1 pseudogene is annotated in these 292 nt (G+C 45.9%); it reads left to right on the forward strand.

Annotated elements, in window-relative coordinates:
* Nucleotides 1-225: pseudogene (locus A3712_RS10175) on the forward strand (dihydroorotase); the annotation flags it as partial.
* Nucleotides 226-292: the final 67 nt, after the last annotated feature.

The raw sequence follows: 292 nt of genomic DNA on the forward strand, positions 1-292 counted from the left end.
GCAGCTGTTGAACTGTACGCAGAAGTATTCGAACTAGAAGGCAAGATTGAGAACCTAGAAGCGTTCGCAAGCCACAACGGCCCAGACTTCTACGGCATCCCACGTAACACAGACACCATCACTCTAGTAAAAGAAGAGTGGAACGTTGCTGAAACCATGCCATTTGGTTCAGACATCGTTGTGCCAATTCGTGGCGGCGAGACGATCGCTTGGTCAGTAAAATAAGCACTCGGAAGGCAAATTAAATACGTTGTAGATACTTCGTAAATACTTCACTTCGACTAAAAAGGGT

This window comes from Vibrio sp. HI00D65 (assembly GCF_001635455.1).
Classification (GTDB): Bacteria; Pseudomonadota; Gammaproteobacteria; order Enterobacterales; family Vibrionaceae; genus Vibrio.